The sequence below is a fragment of the Duganella sp. HH101 genome, from assembly GCF_001758795.1.
Classification (GTDB): Bacteria; Pseudomonadota; Gammaproteobacteria; order Burkholderiales; family Burkholderiaceae_D; genus Rugamonas; species Rugamonas rivuli.
On sequence record NZ_LRON01000005.1, the window covers coordinates 363,134 to 381,674 of the forward strand.

The window sequence follows — 18,541 nt, forward strand, 5'->3', positions numbered from 1 at the left end:
CGAATGTCAGACTTGACCCCCAGGGTGTGACCCCCGGGCTTATTTCGCTGCCAGGATGCCGCCGGCAGCGTGCTGCTTGCGCAGCCAGTCGTCGTCGTGGACGGCGGCGCTGCCGCTCAGGCCGGTGGTGGCGGCGTAGTGCTGCAACTGCTCGGCCAGCGCGGCGACGTGGCCGGCCAGGCCGGCGTCGGCTGGCGCCGGCGTCAGCTGTCCGCCGCTGTTGCCGGCCGGCGCCGCGTTGGCTTGCTGGCCGTAGCTGTTGATGGCCTGCGTCAGCGCGCTCGCCTGCGCCGCCCGGCTGGCCAGGAACCAGACGTCGGCCATCTGGCTGACCGTGCCGTCGCTGCTGGTGTAGCTGGAGCGCAAACCGATCCAGTTGTTGTTGTCCAGCTCGCTCACCTTGCTGGCCGCCACCGTCAGGCTGGCGACGCCCAGCGACGCCAGCGTCTTCAGCTCGTCGCCCTGGCTGACGCCGTCCGCGTTGGCGTCGACCCACACCCGCAAGTCGCCGAATTGACCATCCTTGCCGTCGACCACGCCGTCGTGGTTGCTGTCCATGTCGGCCAGCGCGGCGAAGCCGTCCCTGGCCTTGCCGCCGCCGCTGTTGGTGGCGGTGCCGAACAGCTCGCTGCCGTCGTTGATCAGGCCGTCGTGGTTGCGGTCCAGCGCGAGCAAGCCGTCGCCCTTGCCGACCCAGCCGACGTTGAGGCGTTCGCCATCGGCATAGATGTCGAAGCGGACGCCGGCGTCGATGCCCAGCGTGCGGATGCCATTGCCGTCCAGGTCGAGGATCAGCGGACTGCCGATCGGCAGCGCCGTCAGTTGTTCCTGCGTCAGCGCAGCATGCTGGTCGGCGGTCAGCGCGCACACCTGGGTGGCCGCCAGCGCCGAGATTTCAGCCACGGTCAGGGCGGCGATCTGCTCCAGCGTCAGCGCCTTGATCTGGGTGGCCTTGAGCGAACGGATCTGCGCCGTCGAGAACGCCGCCACCTGCAGCGCCGAGAACTTGGCGATGGTGGCGCCGCTCAGGCTGGACAGTTGCGCGGTCTTCAGCGCGACGATGTCGTTGCCGTCGAAGGCCTGGATCTGGTCGGAGTTCAGCGCGTTCAGCGCCACCACCGACAGCGCCGCCACCAGCGTCGGATCGAGCGACGAAATCTGGGTGGTGGTCAGGCCCAGCGACTGGGTCGAACCGAGTCCGGCGATCTGGGCGGTGCGCAAGCTGTTGATCATGTCGGCCGCGACGCCGGCGATCTGGTCGGAGCTGAAACCGCCGATCTGCGCCGCCGTGAACGGGCTCAGCGTGCCGAGCGCGGCCAACTGGTCTGTGCTCAGGCCGCGGATCTGCGGCACCGCCAGCGAGGCCAGCGCGCGGGTCGACAGCGAGGCGAACTGGGCGCCGGTGAGCGCGGCGATCTGGTTGGTCTTCAGCGTCTGCAGCTGGGCCGTGGTCAGCGCGGCCACCGCGTCGACATTGAGCGCGACGATCTGGTCGGTGCCCAGGATGGTCATGTTCAGGCCGCGCGCCTGCTGGGTGCTCAGCGAACCGAGCTGGTCGGTGGTCAGCAGCGAGAATTGCTTGAGCGTCAGCGCGGCGATCTGCGCCGAGCGCAGCGTGGCGAAGTGGTCGACATCGATGCCGCCCAGCTGGTCCGAAGTCAGCGCCGCCACCTGACCGGCGTTCAGCACGCCCAGCGTGCTCAGCTGGTTGATCTGCTGGGTGCTCAGGGCGGTGATGTCGCTCGGGCTCAGCGTGGAGATCTGCTGGGTCGCCAGGCTGGCGATCTGGCCCAGCGTCAGCGCCGAGAACTGGGCCTTGGTCAGCGAGTTCAGCTGCGCGCTGGTGAACGCCGGGATGTCGTCCAGCTCGATCACCTGGATCTGGTCGGTGCTCAGCCCGGCCAGCGCGGCCACGCTCAGCGCGCGCACTTGCGCGGTGGTCAGGCCGACCAGCTGGTCGGTGGTGAAGGCTTGCAGCTGGTTCTTGGTCAGCGCGGCGATCTGCGCGGTGCGCAGCGTCACCATGTGGTCGCCGTTGAGGGCGACCAGCTGGTCCGTGGAGAGCGAGCTCACTTGCAGCGTGGTCAGGCCGGCCAGCGTGGCCAGGCCGTTCAGCTGGTCGGTGGTCAGCGCCTTGGCCTGGGCGCCGGTCAGCGCCGCCACCTCGGCCGTGGTCAGCACGCCGAACTGGTCGACGGTGAGCAGCGAAATCTGCAGCGTGCTCAGCGAGGCGATCTGGCTGGTCTTCAAGCCCGACAGGTCTTCCACCTCGATGGCGGCGATCTGGTCGCTGTACAGGCCGCGCAGCGCCGAGGTGCTCAGGGCGCGCCATTGCGCCACCGACAGCTGCTGGATCTGGTGGGTGGTGAAGGCGCCCACCTGGCGGCTGCTCAGCGCGCCGATCTGGGCCGTGGTCAGCGCGCCCAGCTGGTCGTCGTTGAGCGCCTGGATGCGGTCGGTGGTCAGCGTCGACACCTGGGTGGTGTTCAGCGAGCCCAGCGAACCGAGCAGCAGGAACTGGTCCGGCGTCAGATAGCTGATCTGGGTGGTCGTCAGCGCGGCGACCTGGGCCGTGGTGAGGCTGGTCAACTGGTTGGTCGTCATGCTGACCAGCTCGTCGGACGTGAGCGCGCGGATCTGGTGGCTGCGCAGCGCGGCCAGGTCGCCCAGCTCGATGGCGACGAACTGGTCGGTGCTGAGCGCGGCGATGGCGCGGGTCGACAGCGCGCGGAACTGCACGTCCGTCAGCGCGGCGATCTGGTCGACGCTCAGCGCCCGCACCTGGTTGGCGCTCAGGCCGCTGACGGCGTTGGTCGACAGGAAGCCGATCTGCACCGTATTGATGGCGGCCACCTGCGCCGTGGTCAGCGCCTGCAGCTGCACCGAGCGCAGCGCGGCGATGTCGGCCAGCTCGATCGCGGCCACCTGGTCGGTGCTGAGCGCGGCCAGCGACCGGGTGGCCATGGCCAGCATGTCGGCGGTGGTCAGCGCGACGATCTGGTCGGTGGTCAGGTAGCCGACCTGGGTGTTGCTCAGCGCGGCGATCTGGGCGGTGCGCAGCGAGGCGATCTGGTCCGGCAACAGCGAACTCAGCTGGTCGGACGTCAGCGCGTGGATCTGGGCCGTGGTCATGCCGCGGATATTGCTCAGGTTGACCAGCTGGTCGGTGCTCAGCGCCGCGATCTGGCTGGCCTTCAGGGCCGCCACTTCCTGCGAGGTGAGCAGGCTGACCTGGTCGCTGGTCAGCGCCTGCAGCTGGGCGCTGTTGAGCGCCTGCAGTTGCGCGCTCTTCATCGACGGGATGTCGACGGCGTCGATGAACGGGATCTGGGCGGCGCTCAGGCCGGCCAGCGCGGCGGTGCTGAGCGCGCCGACCTGGGCGCCGCTCAGTTCGGTCAACTGGTCGCTGCTCAGCACCGACACCTGCAGCGAGGTCAGGGCGCCGATCTGGCGCGTGCTCAGCAGGTCGATGTCCAGCAGCGACAGCGCGACGATGCGGGTGGTCGACATGGCGGCGATCTGCAGCGTCGAGTAGTCGGCCAGGTTGCCCAGCGCGCTGGCCTGGGCATTGCTCAGCACCGACAACTGGGTTTGCGAGAAGGCGGCGATGTCGGCGCTGCTCAGCGCGTGCAACTGGTCGGTCAGCAGGGCTTGCATCTGCTGGGTGGTCAGCGAGCGCAGCTGGGCGGTGGTCATGGCGGCCAGGTCCAGCGCCTCGATCGCTTCGATCTGGTCGGTGCTCATCGCCGCCAGCAGCGTGGTGTTGATGGCGCGGATCTGCGCGGTCGACAGCGCGATGATCTGGTCGGTGTTGATGCCCTGCACCTGGCGGCTGGACAGCGCGGCCAGTTGTTTGGTGCTCAGCGTGACGAAGCGCTGCGCCGTCAGCGCGTTGAGCTGGTCGGTGCTCAGCGCGCTGATCTGCAGGGTGGTCAGCGCGGCCAGGTTGGCCAGCGCGGCGATCTGGTCGCTGGTCAGGTAGCTCAGCTGACGGGTGGTCAGGGCGGCGATTTCGCTGCTGATCAGGGTGCCGTACTGGGTCAGCGACAGCGCGCCCAGCTGGTCGCTGGTCAGCGCCATCAGCTGGTTGGTCTTGAGCGCGGCCAGGTCGGGGCCGCTCAGTTCCAGGATCTGGTCGGTGGTCAGCGCGGCGATCGCGGCGGCCGACAGCGCCCGCACCTGGGCCGTGCTCAGCACCGGAATCTGCAGGCTGGTGAAGTACTGGATCTGGGTGGTGCTGAAGGCGGCGATCTGCGAGGTCTTCAGCGCGGCCACCTGGGCCGGCGTCAGCGCGATGATCTGGTCGCTCGACAGGCCGCTGATCTGGCGCGTGTTGAGGCCGGCCAGGCTGCCCAGCGCGGCGAACTGGTCGGTGGTCAGCACGCCCAGCTGGCGCGTGGTCAGGGCGGAGATTTCCTGCGAGGTGAAGGCGCTCAGCTGGGCCAGCGTCAGCGACGACACCTGGCTGGTGCTCAGCGCGGCCACCTGGCTGGTGCGCAGCGCGGCGATGTCGACCAGCTCGATGGAGGAGAACTGGGCCGTGGTCAGCGCGTTCAGCGCGTTGGCGCTCAGGCCGCGGATCTGCGCCGTTTCCAGCGCGATGATCTGGTCGCTGGTCAGCGCCTGCAACTGGTCGCTGCCCAGCGCGTTGAGCTGGACGGTCTTGAAGGTGGCGATCTGGGCCAGGCCGAGGCTGTCGATCTGGGCGGTGGTCAGCGCGGCGACCTGGTTGCTGGTCAGCGGCGCCAGCGAGGCCAGGCTGTCGACCTGGGCCAGCGACAGCGCGGCCACCTGGTCGGTGGTCAGGCTGGCCAGCGTGCGGGTGCTCAGCGCGGCGAACTGGTTGGAGGTCAGCGCGGCCAGCTGGTCGCTGGTCAGCGCGCGGATCTGGCCGGTGCCCAGCGCGGCCACGTCCACCACTTCGATGGCGGCGATCTGCTCGGTCGACAGCGCGGCCAGGGTGGCGGCGTTCAGGCTGCGCACCTGGGCCGTGCTCAGCGCGACGATTTCATCGGTGGTCAGCGCGCCCACCTGCAAGGTGGTCAGGCCGGCGATCTGGCGGGTGGTCAGCGTGGCGATCTTGGCCAGCGCCAGGCTGGCGATCTGCGCCGTGGTCATGGCGGCGATCTGCCGGCTGGTCAGCGGCGCCAGCGTGGCGAAGCTGGCGATCTGGTCGGTCGACAGGCCGGCGATCTGCTGGGTGGTCAGGTTGGCGATGTCCTGGGTGCTCAGCGCGGCGAACTGGGCCGGCGTGAGCTCGCTCAGCTGGAGCGTGGTCAGCGCGGTGATCTGGCGGGTCGACAGCGCCCGCACGTCGGCCAGCTCGATGGCCGGCACCTGGTCGGACGTGAGCGCGCCGAGCTGGTCGCTGGTGAGGGCGCGGAACTGGCCGGTGGTCAGCGCGACGATTTCATCGGTGGTCAAGGCGCCGATCTGGTCGGTGGTCAGCGAGGCGATCTGGCGCGTGGTCAGGCCGGCCAGGATGGCCAGCGGCAGCGAGGCGATCTGGGCGGTGGTGAGCGCGGCGATGGCGGCGGTCGAGAAACTGGCCAGCGAGCTCAGCGCGCCCAGCTGGTCGCTGGTCAGCGCAGCCTTCTGGTCGCTGGTCAGCGCGGCGATTTCCTGCGTGGTCAGCGCGGTGATCTGGACGGTGCTCAGCGCGACGATCTGGTCGGTGCTGAGGTTGACCAGCTGTTTGGTGCTCAGCGACGCCAGCTCGGCGTTGCTCAGCGCGGCGATCTGGCCGGTGGTCAGCGCCGCCATATTGGCGGCGGCGATGCCGCGCAGCTGGGCCGTGCCCATGCCGCGGATCTGGTCGGTGGTCAGCGCCACCAACTGGTCGGTGCTGAGGGCGCCGATCTGGCGCGAGCTGAGCGCGCGCAGGTCGGGCAGGTTCAGCGAGGCCAGCTGGTCGGTGCTGAAGCCGGACAATTGTCTGGTGGTCAGCGCGCTCAAGGTGGCGAGGGCGTCGATCTGGTCGCTGGTCAGGCCGGCGATCTGGGTCAGCGTCAGGGCGGCGATTTCGCCGGTGGTCAGCACCCGCAGCTGCTGGGTGCTCAGCGCGGCCAGCTGGGCGGTGGTCAGCGCCGCGACCTGGCGCGTGCTCAGGGAAATCAGGTCGGCGTTGCGCAGCGCGGCGATGCGGTCCAGGCCGAGCGCGGCGATGGCGTCGGTGCTGAGCGCGCGCACCTGCGCGGTCGACATGGCCAGGATCTGGTCGCTGCTGATCGCGGCGGCCTGGTCGGTGTTGAAGGCGGCCAGCTGGTTGGTCTGCAGCGTCGCGAAGTCGGCGGTCGTCATCTGCGCGATCTGGTCGGTGGTCAGGCCGGCGATCTGCCTGGTCACGAGCGGGCCCAGCGTCGACAGCGCGACGATCTGGTCGCTGGTCAGCACCGCCACCTGGTCCGAGGTCAGCGCGCGGATTTCGGCGGTGGTGAAGGCGGCCAGCTGGGCGGTGGTCAGGGCCGTCACTTGCAGCGTGCTCAGCTGGGCGATCTGGGCGGTGCGCAGCGCGCGGATGTCGCGCGTTTCGATGGCGGCGATGGCGTCGGTCGACAGCGAGGCCATGGCGCTGGCGCTCAGCGCCACCAGTTGCGCGGTGTTCAGGCCGACGATCTGGTCGGAGGTCAGCGCCTGCAGCTGGTCGCTGGTGAAGCCGGTGAACTGGCGGGTGGTCAGGCTGCTCAGGTCGGCGGTGGTCAGGTTGCCGATCTGGAGCGTGGTCAGCGCGCGGATCTGGCGCGTGGTCAGCGCGGTCAGGAAACGCAGCGCGTCGATCTGGTCGGTGCTCAGGGCCTGGATCTGGTCGGTGCCCAGGGCGGCGATTTCGCCCGAGGTCAGCGCGACGATCTGGTCCGTGCTCAGCACCATGATCTGGTCGGTGCCCAGCTTGTTGATCTGCTGCGTGGCGAGGCCGGCGATGTCGCGGGTTTCGATCACCGACACCTGCAGGGTCGTGAGCGCGGCGATGGCGGCCGAGTTCAGGCCGCGGAACTGGCCGGCGCTCAGCGCGACGATCTGGTCGGTGGTCAGCGCCTGGATCTGGTCCGAGCTCAGCGCCCGCAGCTGGCTGGTGGCCAGGGTCGCCAGGTTGTGCGTGGACAGCGAACTCATCTGCGCCGTGGTGAAGGAGCTGATCTGGCGGCTCGACAGGCCCACCAGCGTCGACAGCGCGTTCAGCTGGTCGGTGGTCAGCACGCTGATCTGGTCGGTGCTGAGGGCGCCGATGGCGCTGCTGGTCAGTGCGGCGAACTGGTCGGTCAGCAACACCACCAGCTGGTCGGTCGACAGGCGGGCGATCTGCGCCGAGCGCAGCGCGGCGATGTCGCGCGTCTCGATCAGGCCGATCTGGGTGCTGGTCAGGGCGTTGAGCATGGCGCTGCTCAGGTTGCTGTACTGGGCCGCCGTCATCTCGATGATCTGGTCGCTGCTGAGCGCCTGCACCTGGTCGACGGTCAGCGCCGCCAGTTGCACGCTGCTGAGGGTGGTGACGGACTTGCTGCTCAGCGCCACCACCTGGTCGGTGGTCAGCGCCTGGATTTGCAGCGTGGTCAGCGGCACGATGGATTTCAGCGCGGCGATCTGGTCGGTGGTCAGCGCGGCCAGCTGGTCGGGCAGCAGGGCCGCTTCGGCGGCGCTGCTCAGCGCGGCGATCTGGATGGAGGTCAGCGCCACCAGCTGGTCGCTGGCGAGCGCGCGGATCTGGCCGGTGGTGAAGACGGCGAAGTCGCGCGTCTCGATGGCTTGCACCTGGTCGGACGTCAGCGCGCCGACGGTGGCGGTGGTCAGCGCGGCGACCTGGCCGGTCGACAGCGCGGCGATCTGGTCGGTGTTCAGGGCTTGCACCTGGCCGGCGGTCAGCGCCGCCAGCTGGGCGCTGCTGAGCAGGGTCACGGTGCGCGTGGTCAGCGAGGTCAGCTGGTCGGTGCTCAGCGCGCCGATCTGGGCCGAATTCAGCGCCGCCAGCGAGCTCAGCGCGTTGAACTGGTCGGTGCTCAGCACCGGCAGCTGGTCGGTGGTCAGGGCGGCGATTTCATGGCTGCGCAGCGCGTGCATCTGGTCGGTGCCCAGGCCGCCCAGTTGCACGGCGCTGAGCACGGCGATCTGGGCGCTGTTCATGCCGATCAGGTCGCGGGTTTCCAGCGCGGCGATCTGGTCGCTGCCGAGGTTGGCCACGGTGGCGGTGGCCAGGGCGCCCACTTGCAGCGAGCTCAGGCCGGCGATCTGGTCGGTGGTGACGGCGGCCAGCTGGCCGGCCGTCAGCGCGTTGAGCTGGCTGGTGGTCAGCACGCCCAGCATGGCGGTCGCCAGCGAGACGATCTGGTCGGTGGTCAGCGCTTGCACGGCGCCGGTGTTGATGGCGCGCAGCTGCTGCGTGGCCAGCGAGCCGAGCTGGCCAGTGACCAGGCTGGCGACCTGGTCGGAGCCCAGCATGTTCAGCTGGGCGGTGGAGAGGGCGCGCAGGTCGACCGTCTCGAGCGCGCCGATCTGGTCCGAGTTCAGCACATTGAGCTGGCGGCTGCCCAGGGCCTGCATTTCGCGGGTGCTCAGCGCGACCAGCTGGTCGGTGCTGAGGGCGGCCATCAGGCCGGTGTTCAGGGCGCCGACCTGCAGCTGGGTCAGGGCGGGCACGTTGGCCGTGCTCAGGCCGGCCAGGGCGTCCGTGGTCAGGTAGTTCAGTTGCAGCGTGGTGATGGCGCGCACCTGGGAGGAACTCATCACGCCGAGCTGGTCGGAGCTGAGCGCTTGCATGTCCTCGGTCGTGAACAGGCCGATCTGCGCAGTCGTGAGACTGACGATCTGGTCGGTTGTGAAATCTATAACGATCGAAGTCATTGCATTGTTCTCCCGGGGAGCTTCCATGATACGCGCATAATTGCCTCATGGAAACCAAAAAACACGGCTGGGCTATTGAATTTCGCTATGGTCGCGGCCCCGGAGGTCTAAGCGGCAAGTTTGCCGGTTTGACCGCTACGGGACGCTGCGACCACGTGCGCGGCATCAGCCGCGCGCGCTCCAAGCCATCCAAAAACAGGTTTTGCACGGGCGTCGCCAAGTACGGGAGTGTCATGGCGATGACCAGCAAACCTACACCTAAGGTGATCGGAAACCCGATCCCAAACAAATTCAGTTGCGGCGCCGCGCGTGTCAGGATGCCCAGCGCGACGTTGGTAATCAGTAAAGCCGCCACGATGGGCAGCGACAGCTGCACACCGGTGCTGAATATCCTGCCGCCCCAGTCGGCCAGCTGCTTGAAACCGCCGCCATAGACCGGCGAGGCCGACACCGGCAGCGTGTAAAAACTCTCCACCAGCGCCGACAGCAGCACCAGGTGGGCGTTCACGGCCAGGAAGGCCATGGTCGCCACCAGCGCCAGGAACTGGCTGATCGCCGACGAGCGGCCCTGGGTGTTGGGGTCGAAAAACGTCGCGAACCCCAGGCCCATGGTCAAACTGGAGATTTCTCCCGCCATCTCCACCGCCGCGAACACGATGCGGATGCTGAAACCCATGGCCAGGCCGATCAGCATTTCCTGCACCAGGATCAGCAGCCCGGCCAGCGACATCGGGTCCGTGCCCGGCAGCACCGGCACGGCCGGCGCCACGATCATCGCCAGCAGCACGCCCAGGCTGATCTTGACGCTGGCGGGCACGCTGGAGTTGCCGAACAGCGGAGACGCCGCCAGCAAACCCAGGATGCGCGTCAACGGCCACAGCAAACCGGCGATCCATAGATTGATATCGGCAGTGGAGAACGAAATCATGAGGCTTGTTACCTATTTCTTTCCACTGGGCATCAACAAACCCATTTTAAGTCAACTTCTTGCTTAATCGGAAAATGTTACATATTGACAAAGTATCTACCCGACCAGGCCGGGAATGCCGCCGAATACCTCGCGCATGTAGTCGAGCATGACCGACAGCATCCACGGGCCGGCCACCACCAGCGCCACGAAGATGCCGACCAGCTTGGGGATGAAGGACAGCGTCGCTTCATTGATCTGGGTGGCGGCCTGGAAGATGCTGACCACCAGGCCGATGATCAGCGCCACCAGCAGCATCGGCGCGGCGATCATCAGGGTCACTTCCATGGCGTGGCGGCCCATGGTCATCACGCTTTCGGGTGTCATGGCCGTCTCCTAGTAAAAACTCTGGGCCAGCGAACCGAGCAGCAGTTGCCAGCCGTCCACCAGCACGAACAGCATCAGCTTGAACGGCAGCGAGATCACGGCCGGCGACATCATCATCATCCCCATCGACATCAGTACAGAGGCGACCACCATGTCGATAATCAGAAATGGAATGAAGATGGCGAAGCCGATCTGGAACGCGGTTTTCAGCTCGCTGGTGACGAAGGCCGGCACCAGGATGCGCAGCGGCACGTCTTCCGGCCCTTGCAGCGCGGGGCTGCGCGACAATTTGACGAACAGGGCCAGGTCGGCCTGCCGGGTTTGCTTCATCATGAAAGTTTTTAACGGCGCGACACCCTTGTCCATGGCCGCGCTCATGTTGATCTTGTTTTCCTGCAGCGGCAGATAGGCTTCGGTGTAGATCTTGTCGAAGGTCGGGCCCATGACGAACAGCGTCAGGAACAGCGCCAGCCCGACCATCACCTGGTTGGGCGGGGCCGACTGCGTGCCCAGCGCCTGGCGCAGCAGCGACAGCACGATGATGATGCGGGTGAAACTGGTCATCAGCAACAGCGCGGCCGGGATGAAGGTCAGCGCCGTCATCAGCAGCATGGTCTGGATCGGCAGCGTGTAGCTGGTGCCGCCGCCCGGCGCCGGCGCGGCGTTGAAGGCCGGGATGCCGATGCTGGAGTCGGCGCCGGCCGCGAGCGGCAGCGCCAGCGCGGCCAGCATCAACAGGGATTTGACGACGGTGGAAGGGGGGATGCCGGCCTGCTTATTTGCCATTGCGCTTGTCGATCGTTTGTTTGAACCATTCGGCGAAGTTGGCCGTCGGCAGCGTAGCCGAGGCGGCAGCTTCGCTGCTCTGCTGGCGCGGCATGGTGGCCAGCGCGTTCATGCGGCCCGGCGAGGCGCCGACCACGATCCATTGTTCGCCCACTTCGACCACCAGGATGCGCTCGCGCGCGCCGACGTTCAGCGCGCCGACCAGCTTGACGTTGCTGTTGCCGCCGGACAGGCCCTTCGGGCCGAAGCGCTTCAGGAACCAGGCCAGGCCGACCAGCAGGGCCAGCACGAACATCAGCGCGAAGGTGGTTTGCAGCAAGCCGCCGCCGGCCGAGGCCGCCGATGGCTGCGGCGTGGGGATGGTCATCGCCAGCGGGCCGGCGGGGGCGGCCGGCGCCGCCGCAAGCATCATCGACACACCCCAAAGAATTCGCATCGCCCATCCCAATCAAAACCATAAAATTATCATATAAATAACTGCGGCGCTGCACAATAGAAATGCTTTGACCTATACAGCGAGGGGCAACTGCTGTATAGTGTTGCCTGTGCGCTGCAATGAGCGCGCTGCAACAAAAGCAGCGCCGATTGTTCAGCCAGGTATTACTAGCAGCTTCGCAAGCCTTAGCGCATCACCCTGATGTCGCTATTAAAGCCCTCCCGCCTTTGGTGTCGCACCTGACACCGTCCCGGCGCAAAGCTTTTGTGCCGAAATTTCTTTCGATTTTGATTGAGTCATTTCGTTTTGGTAGGCGTAGCTATTTCGCGTTCGGCTTTTGCACGAACGCCGGTTTTTTACGAAAGAACAGCATGACATTTGAAGCACTTGGTCTCAACACGTCCATCATTAAAGCCCTGACCGACGCCGGCTACACCGCGCCGACTCCAGTACAGCAGCAGGCCATCCCTGCCGCTATCGCAGGCAAGGACTTGTTGGTTTCCTCGCAAACCGGTTCCGGCAAGACTGCAGCGTTCATGCTGCCGTCGCTGCACCGTTTGTCCGAGATCGACCCGGCAGCCGCCGGCAAGACTCCAAATCAAGAAATGCAAGCCGCCCGTGCCCGTGGCGAGCGCCCACGTTTCAAAGCTGCACAGCCAAAAATGCTGGTGTTGACCCCAACCCGCGAACTGGCCCTGCAAGTCACCACCAATACCGACAAGTACAGCGTCAACCTGCGCCGCATCAAGGCCGTGTCGATCCTGGGCGGTATGCCATATCCAAAACAGATGCAACTGCTGGCCAAGAATCCTGAGATTCTGGTGGCAACCCCAGGCCGTCTGATCGACCACATGGAATCGGGCAAGATCGACTTCTCGCAACTGGAAATCCTGGTGCTGGACGAAGCCGACCGCATGCTGGACATGGGCTTCATCGACGACATCGAGAAGATCGTCGACGCAACCCCGTCGACCCGCCAGACCATGCTGTTCTCGGCCACGCTGGACGGCGTGGTTGGCAACATGGCCCGCCGCATCACCAAAGATCCGCAGATCATCCAGATCGTCAGCGCCGCCAACAAGCATGAGAACATCACCCAGCGCGTGCACTTCGTCGACGACCTGTCGCACAAGAACCGCCTGCTGGACCACCTGTTGCGCGACGACTCGCTGGACCAGGCCGTGGTCTTCACCGCCACCAAGCGTGACGCCGACACCATCGCCGACCGTCTGAACATCGCCGGTTTCTCGGCTGCCGCACTGCATGGCGACATGCACCAGGGCGCCCGTAACCGTACGCTGGACAGCCTGCGTCGCGGCCAGGTCAAGATCCTGATCGCCACCGACGTCGCCGCTCGCGGTATCGACGTTCCGACCATCACCCACGTGTTTAACTACGACCTGCCGAAGTTCCCAGAAGACTACGTGCACCGCATCGGCCGTACCGGCCGTGCCGGCCGCAACGGTCTGGCGATCTCGCTGGTGAACCACGCTGAAGGCATGAACGTCAAGCGCATCGAGCGCTTCACCAAGCAGCTGATTCCGGTCAACGTCATCGAAGGCTACGAGCCTAAGAAGACCGCGTCGGCATCGCGTTCGTCGCCACGTCCAGGCGGCTGGAAGCCAGGCGACAACCGCGGCGGCGCCAAGCCATCGGGCCAGCGCACGTTCAGCAAGCCAGGCGCACCGCGCAAGGAAGGCAGCACCGGCGGCGGCTACAAAGGCAGCAACCCACGCAGCACCGACGGCGCACGCCGCAGCTACGGCGACCGTTAATCGGTAGCCAGCTGAACTAAAAAGCCCCCGCCGGCCTGGACGCGATCAAGATCGCGACCAGTGCCGGCGGGGGCTTTTTGCGTTGGGTGCGAGGGGTCTCAGGGACGTATGAATAAAGCACGGTTCAGGTCAAAATCCAGCCCCCCTTACGCCGGATCTCGTCGTGCATGGCGTCCGGTGCCAGGTCAAGCTCTCCTGGCCAAGTAACGACACCATTTCATTCCTCCGTGGAGAAATAAGCTTGCTTATTTCCTGGCCGTGATCCGAAGGATGCGGCGGAAGGTCGGACACTCCAGATGGTTGGCCGCCTTGCACACCGCCGCGTGACGCAAGCCGTCGCGCATGGAGGCCAGCTTTTTGATCGTGCGGTCCAGCTCATCCGCCTTCGCCACCAACAACTGGCGATCAATCCGCAAGTCGCCATCAGGCCCGAACATGCCGCCAATCTCGTCCAGCGAGAAACCGGACGCGCGCCCCAAGGCAATCAACGCCAGCTTCTCCAGCACGCCATCATCGAACAGCCGCCGCAGACCTCGCCTGCCGACCGACACGATCAGTCCTTTTTCTTCATAATATCGCAGCGCAGACGCCGGCATGCCGGAGATCCGGGCCACTTCCGCTATGTCCATGCTCGCCATCGCTTGACCTCAAGTTGACTTGAAGTGGCACAGTAGCACCTTCCCTACTCCCCAACAAGCGAAAGGCCCCATCATGAACTCACAACAAAACGCCATGTGGCAAGGCGCGGCCGGCCACACCTGGGTCGCGACACAAAACCTGCTCGACCGCATGTACCAGCCCTTCGAAGACCTGCTGGTGCAATCGCTGCCCGCCAACGCGCGCCGCCTGCTGGACGTGGGCTGCGGCACCGGCGCCACCACGCTGGCCGCCGCTCGCCAACTGGGCCCGGACGGCCACTGCACCGGCATCGATATTTCCGGCCCCATGCTGGCCTCCGCCCGCGAACGCGCCGCACACAGCCGCTCCTCCGCCGCCTTCATCCAGGACGACGCGCAACGCCACGCCTTCGAACCGGCCAGCTACGACGCCATCATCTCGCGCTTCGGCGTGATGTTCTTCGACGATCCAGTCGCCGCCTTCCGCAATCTGCGGCTGGCCGCGCGCGACGGCGCCACGCTGCGCATGATCGCCTGGCGCAGCCCGGAAGAAAATCCCTTCATGACCGCCGCCGAGCGCAGCGCGGCGCACCTGCTGCCCCAGCTGCCGCCCCGCGTGCCGAACGAACCCGGCCAGTTCGGCTTCGCCGACCGCCACCGCGTGCAGGCAATACTGGAACAGGCCGGCTGGCGCGACATCGATATCCAGCCGCTCGACGTCGCGTGCAACTTCCCAGAAACGGAGCTGGAGCGCTACGCCACCCAGATGGGCCCGGTCGGCAGGCTGCTGCAGACGGCCGACGAGCACACGCGCCGGCAAGTCGGCATCGCCGCCCGCGCCGGCTTCGCGCCCTACATCGACAACGGCCAAGTACGCTACACTGCCGCCTGCTGGAACATCGGCGCTCGCGCTTAAATTAAACCGAACAATTCAGCATCCACTGCACGCCGAATTGATCGGTCAGCTTGCCGTAGTAATCGCCCCAAGGCTGCATGGCCAGCGGCGTCGTCACCTTGCCATCCTGGGCCAGGCGCGCGAACAGCTGCTCGGTCTGCTGCCTGTCGTTCATCTGCAGAATATGCGACGAGCCGCGCATGGGTTCGGCATCGTCGTTGTCCGAGGCAAAGAACAACACGCCCGGTCCCTCGAACTTCGCGTGCATGATGCGGCCGCGCATGGCTTCGTTGTGGACCGGCATGCCGTCCACGCCATAGCGCAACACATCGGTGATCTGGCCCAGCCCGCAGCGCGCATAAAACGCCAGCGCCGGTTCGCACATCGTCGTAAAGAAAAGATAGTTGGAAAGCTGCATGGCCTTGTCCCGGTTGGAGTATGGTGACGTTTTACACCAGCTTATCAATTGTATAAATAATTATTTCTGCAAGTTGCCACAATATAAGCAGCCGTGAGTCGTCTACCAAGCAATGACACCACCGAACTCAACCACCGAGCAGGACATCGCAGCAACCGTACTGCGGGAACGCTCGCGCCTCGGGCATTTCATCCGCAGCCGCGTCCGCGATCCGACCGATGCGGACGACATCCTGCAGGACGTCTTCTACGAGTTCGTCCAGGCCTACCGCCTGCCGGAGCCGATCGAACAAGTCAGCGCCTGGCTGTTCCGGGTCGCGCGCAATCGCATCATCGACCGCTTCCGCAAGAAGAAAGAGGTGCGGCTCGACGACATGACCGACGACGACGGCGAGGACTGCCGCCTCGACCTGCTGCTGCCCTCGGCCGACGGCAGCCCGGAAGACGCCTACGCCCGCTCCGTGCTGCTGGAAGAACTGCAAACGGCGCTGGAAGAATTGCCGGCCAGTCAGCGCGAGGTGTTCGTCGCGCACGAACTGGACGGCGTCAGCTTCAAGGAAATGGCCGCGCAAAGCGGCACCTCGGTCAACACCTTATTGGCGCGCAAACGCTACGCGGTGCTGTACCTGCGCACGCGGCTGCAAACCCTGTACGACAACGAATGATGTTAGAAAGGAGAATCTGAAATGAAAAAGAAACTGCTGTTCCTGCCCCTGGTCCTCGCCGGAGTCGCCCTGCTCGGATGGGTCGTGATGCTGTTGTGGAACTGGGTCATGCCCGGCCTGTTCGCCGGCAGCCTGCAAATCGACTACTGGCGCGCGCTGGGCTTGCTGGTACTATGCCGCATCCTGTTCGGCGGCTTCCACGGACGCCACGGCCACCGCCACGGCGGCCGCGAACGCTGGCAGCGCTGGCAGGCGATGACGCCTGAAGAGCGGGCCCAGTTTCACAAAGACCGACACGGCTTCTGCCGGCCCAACAAAGAACCAAAAGACCTATGACCAAACCCGTACCGACGCCGTTTAGCGGCTACCAAAAAGCTGTGGTGGCGATGCTGGCCTTCCTGCAATTCGCCGTCATCCTGGACTTCATGCTGATGTCGCCGCTCGGCGCGGTCATCATGCCGGCGCTGAACATCGGCCCCAAGCAGTTCGGCCTGGTGGTGTCGGCCTACGCCTTCAGCGCCGGCGCTTCCGGCCTGCTGACCGCCGGTTTCGCCGACCGCTTCGACCGCAAGAAGCTGCTGCTGTTCTTCTACACCGGCTTCATCCTGGGCACGCTGTGGTGCGGCCTGGCGCAGAGCTTTGAATCGCTGCTGGCCGCGCGCATCGTCACCGGCCTGTTCGGCGGTGTCATCGGCTCGGTCGTGCTGGCCATCGCCACCGACCTGTTCGCAGCGCAGCAGCGCGGCCGCGTCATGGGCTTGATCCAGACCGCGTTCGCCGCCAGCCAGGTGCTGGGCATCCCGGCCGGCATCTACCTGTCGAGCAAGTGGAACTGGCACATCCCCTTCGTCGCCATGGCGGCGTTCGGCCTGGCCGGCGGCCTGCTGGTGGCGTGGAAACTGCAGCCGGTCAACAGCCACCTGGGCAAGCCGCAGGAGCACAGCGCCTGGATGCACCTGTTCCACACCGTGACCGAGCGCCGCTACCTGCTGGCCTTCGCCACCACCGCCCTGCTGACCACCGGCGGCTTCATGCTGATGCCGTTCGGCAGCGCCTACGTGGTCAACAACCTGGGCATAGCCCTGCAACACCTGCCGACGGTCTACCTCGTCACGGGCCTGTGCACCATCTTCGTCGGCCCCATGGTCGGCAAGGCGGCCGATGCGCTGGGCAAGTTCCGCGTCTTCCTGTTCGGCACCGCGCTGACCATCACCATGGTGCTGGTCTACACCCACCTGGGTCCGACGTCGCTGGTGGTGCTCATCATCGTCAATACGGTGATGTTCATCGGGATCTTCTCGCGCATGATCCCGTTCCAGGCCATGATGGCCTCGGTGCCGGCGCAGACCCAGCGCGGCTCGTTCAACGCCATCAGCGCGTCGATCCAGCAGCTGTCGGGCGGCCTGGCGTCGGTGCTGGCCGGCCACATCGTCACGCAAAGCGCGACCGGCCGCTTGCAGAACTTCGACGTGGTGGGCTATGTCGTGGTCGGCACCTCGCTGGTCGGCCTGGCGCTGCTGTGGCGCCTCAACCGCAACACCCTGGCCGCACCGGCGCAGCAAGCCGCTGCCTGAGTCACGCCCGGTTCCATCCCCTGCGCAACGGCGCCCGCCGTTGCGCATCCCCACCTTCCTCCTGCGCCCGATGCGGCGGCGCCATCGTAGCAAAATGCTTCCAGTAATTAAGAAAATCCAATATAGTTGCCACACAGAACTATTTTGAGCATATAATTGCTTCACAACATGATATTCAACCCACTTATTCGAAAGGGAAACAGCGCATGAACGCCAGGAATATGGACGCAGCCTGCTTACGCGCACTGCGCCGCCGCGGACACTCGGACGCCAGCATCACCGCCATGAGTCCGGAGGAAGCTTTTTGTGAATACTGCGCCTATCACGGCATCATGAATCTGCTACCGGCAACCCTGCAGATGTTGGACAGGCTGCGCGGCGAACCGCAGCCGCAATGAACGCCGGTTCGCGGTGATGCGTTCGCTTGCAAGGCCTGTCGCCAACGGGCCTTACAAGCCGCCTTCCCTGCGCAGCAGCGCCAGCAAGCGCTGCCACCCCTCTAACAGCAGACTCCGGCGTTCGCCCGGCAAGCGCGCCACCCCGGCCATTTCACGCGATGGCGCCGCCTCGCTGTCGCAGTCGTCCAGGCGCACGCGGAACAGCGCCGCCAGCGGCACCAATCCCCGCTCACGCGCCTCGACCGCCAGCGGGCCGCCATGGACCGACGCCAGCAAGGGCTGATCCAGCAGCGGCAAATTCAAATCGTCTATCGCCCCCACCCGGCATGACACCACGCGATGCAGGCCGCCGTCGGCCACAAAGCGCGCCGTGACGCCGCTTTTCAGCGTGCCCAGCTGCGCCTCGCCGACAAAGGCTTCGCCCCGCGCACCACGCGGTCCCAGCACGTCAAGCAGGTGCTCGCCTTCCGCGATCACCGTGCCGGCGCGCAGCGCCTCGCCCAGCTCCGCCACGCGGCCGGCAAACGGCGCCTGCAGGGTCAGCCTGGCCTGCTGGCGGCGCAGGCTGTCCACCTGCTCCTGCGCGGCCAGCCACTGCTGCTGCAAGACCGCGCCCTGCTGCTGCAGATCGCTGTGGAAAGCCTGCTGCTGCGCCATCCAGCCCAACTGGCGCTCGCGCGCCTCGGCCTGCGCCAGCTGCATCGACAACACGGGCGAGCGCAGCCGGGCCAGCACCTGGCCGGCCTGCACCTGCTGGCCGTCGCGCACCCACACCGCGTCCACCTCGGCCACCGCCGGCGCATACAAGCCCTGCGACTGGCGCGCGCCCAGCACGGCGGGCGCCGCCAC

The 18,541-nt window shown here is 66.2% G+C and carries 14 protein-coding genes; 6 read left to right on the forward strand and 8 right to left on the reverse strand.

What is annotated here, in order from left to right; all coding sequences use genetic code 11:
* Window positions 1-39 precede the first annotated feature (39 nt).
* From DUGA2_RS11185 to fliO, 5 genes are all read right to left on the reverse strand, one after another.
* Window positions 40-8,835, reverse strand: a complete 8,796-nt coding sequence (locus DUGA2_RS11185; RefSeq protein WP_070269348.1) for an iron-regulated protein frpC — start codon at window positions 8,833-8,835, stop codon at window positions 40-42.
* An 85-nt stretch (window positions 8,836-8,920) separates the two neighbouring features.
* Window positions 8,921-9,763, reverse strand: a complete 843-nt coding sequence (fliR, locus tag DUGA2_RS11190) for a flagellar biosynthetic protein FliR (RefSeq protein WP_070269349.1) — start codon at window positions 9,761-9,763, stop codon at window positions 8,921-8,923.
* Window positions 9,764-9,859: 96 nt separating this feature from the next.
* Entirely contained in the window at window positions 9,860-10,129 is a 270-nt protein-coding gene (gene fliQ, locus DUGA2_RS11195; protein ID WP_008451355.1) for a flagellar biosynthesis protein FliQ, read from the reverse strand.
* Between the two features lie 9 nt (window positions 10,130-10,138).
* Complete coding sequence (fliP, locus tag DUGA2_RS11200) at window positions 10,139-10,915, reverse strand: flagellar type III secretion system pore protein FliP (protein ID WP_070269350.1); 777 nt, start codon at window positions 10,913-10,915, stop codon at window positions 10,139-10,141.
* Entirely contained in the window at window positions 10,905-11,351 is a 447-nt protein-coding gene (fliO, locus tag DUGA2_RS11205) for a flagellar biosynthetic protein FliO (protein ID WP_070269351.1), read from the reverse strand. Before fliO ends, fliP begins: the two co-directional genes overlap by 11 nt.
* A gap of 371 nt (window positions 11,352-11,722) precedes the next feature.
* Here fliO and DUGA2_RS11210 point away from each other — a divergent pair, with 371 nt between their 5' ends.
* The gene (locus DUGA2_RS11210; protein ID WP_070269352.1) at window positions 11,723-13,126 is read left to right on the forward strand and encodes a DEAD/DEAH box helicase; all 1,404 of its coding nucleotides are present in this window, start codon (window positions 11,723-11,725) and stop codon (window positions 13,124-13,126) included.
* Window positions 13,127-13,371: 245 nt separating this feature from the next.
* On the opposite strand, the gene DUGA2_RS11215 is transcribed toward DUGA2_RS11210, so the two are convergent.
* Entirely contained in the window at window positions 13,372-13,764 is a 393-nt protein-coding gene (locus DUGA2_RS11215) for a helix-turn-helix domain-containing protein (protein WP_070269353.1), read from the reverse strand.
* Window positions 13,765-13,837: 73 nt separating this feature from the next.
* Here DUGA2_RS11215 and DUGA2_RS11220 point away from each other — a divergent pair, with 73 nt between their 5' ends.
* Window positions 13,838-14,659 carry a class I SAM-dependent methyltransferase gene (locus DUGA2_RS11220; RefSeq protein ID WP_070269354.1) on the forward strand — a complete coding sequence of 274 codons (822 nt, stop codon included), beginning with the start codon at window positions 13,838-13,840 and terminating at the stop codon, window positions 14,657-14,659.
* A 1-nt stretch (window position 14,660) separates the two neighbouring features.
* Here DUGA2_RS11220 and DUGA2_RS11225 read toward each other — a convergent pair whose 3' ends face one another.
* Window positions 14,661-15,056 carry a VOC family protein gene (locus DUGA2_RS11225; protein WP_070269355.1) on the reverse strand — a complete coding sequence of 132 codons (396 nt, stop codon included), beginning with the start codon at window positions 15,054-15,056 and terminating at the stop codon, window positions 14,661-14,663.
* Window positions 15,057-15,168: 112 nt separating this feature from the next.
* Between DUGA2_RS11225 and DUGA2_RS11230 the strand changes: the two genes are divergently transcribed.
* From DUGA2_RS11230 to DUGA2_RS11245, 4 genes are all read left to right on the forward strand, one after another.
* Complete coding sequence (locus DUGA2_RS11230; RefSeq protein ID WP_070269356.1) at window positions 15,169-15,720, forward strand: RNA polymerase sigma factor; 552 nt, start codon at window positions 15,169-15,171, stop codon at window positions 15,718-15,720.
* A 21-nt stretch (window positions 15,721-15,741) separates the two neighbouring features.
* Window positions 15,742-16,056, forward strand: a complete 315-nt coding sequence (locus DUGA2_RS11235; protein ID WP_070269357.1) for a hypothetical protein — start codon at window positions 15,742-15,744, stop codon at window positions 16,054-16,056.
* Window positions 16,053-17,294 carry an MFS transporter gene (locus DUGA2_RS11240; RefSeq protein ID WP_070269358.1) on the forward strand — a complete coding sequence of 414 codons (1,242 nt, stop codon included), beginning with the start codon at window positions 16,053-16,055 and terminating at the stop codon, window positions 17,292-17,294. Before DUGA2_RS11235 ends, DUGA2_RS11240 begins: the two co-directional genes overlap by 4 nt.
* A gap of 206 nt (window positions 17,295-17,500) precedes the next feature.
* A complete protein-coding gene (locus DUGA2_RS11245; RefSeq protein WP_008447211.1) occupies window positions 17,501-17,692 on the forward strand; it encodes a hypothetical protein in 192 nt (63 codons plus the stop codon).
* Between the two features lie 51 nt (window positions 17,693-17,743).
* Here DUGA2_RS11245 and DUGA2_RS11250 read toward each other — a convergent pair.
* The coding region (locus DUGA2_RS11250; RefSeq protein ID WP_141753233.1) for an HlyD family efflux transporter periplasmic adaptor subunit at window positions 17,744-18,541 on the reverse strand (798 nt) is incomplete at its 5' end.